This window comes from Paenibacillus sp. 01T422, from assembly GCF_056398785.1.
Genome location: NZ_JBFTQB010001624.1, coordinates 1 through 485 on the forward strand (window position 1 = coordinate 1; position 485 = coordinate 485).

1 pseudogene is annotated in these 485 nt (G+C 41.7%); it reads right to left on the bottom strand.

What is annotated here, in order from left to right:
* Positions 1 to 254: 254 nt before the first annotated feature.
* Positions 255 to 485: pseudogene (locus AC1DUA_RS40475) on the bottom strand (peptide ABC transporter substrate-binding protein); the annotation flags it as partial.

A 485-nucleotide genomic window follows, 5' to 3' on the forward strand; every position in this document is an offset into this window, starting at 1 on the left:
GCATATCTCTCGTCGCTTTAGGAATCTTTTCAGCGCCTTCACCTAGTGGATTCCCTGGTAAGTTTTTCATCAATACGAACGTAAATGATGAGATCAGCCATAACGTGATAAGCGCATATAAGAAACGGCGAAGAATGARCTTGACCATATTGCTCCTCCTTAAATAATTTACAGCTCTAAGAAATTTAGAAGAGGCCGCTCCCACGAGGTGCGAACGGCCCCTTCCTTTGTTTCAAAACCTTATATTTCAAAAATTACTTAACTGAAGCCCATTTCAATTCCCACTCTTGACCGAAGGATGGAAGGATCAAACCATCGATTCCCGGTTTTTTCAAGTAAGCGCGAGTACGGAAGTAAATTGGAGCTACACCTTGATCATCCATCAGGATTTTCTCAGCATCAACCAATGCTTTCGCACGTTTGGATGGATCAATTTCTGTTTGAGCTGATTTAATTAGTTTGTCATACTCTGGGTTGCTGTAGTC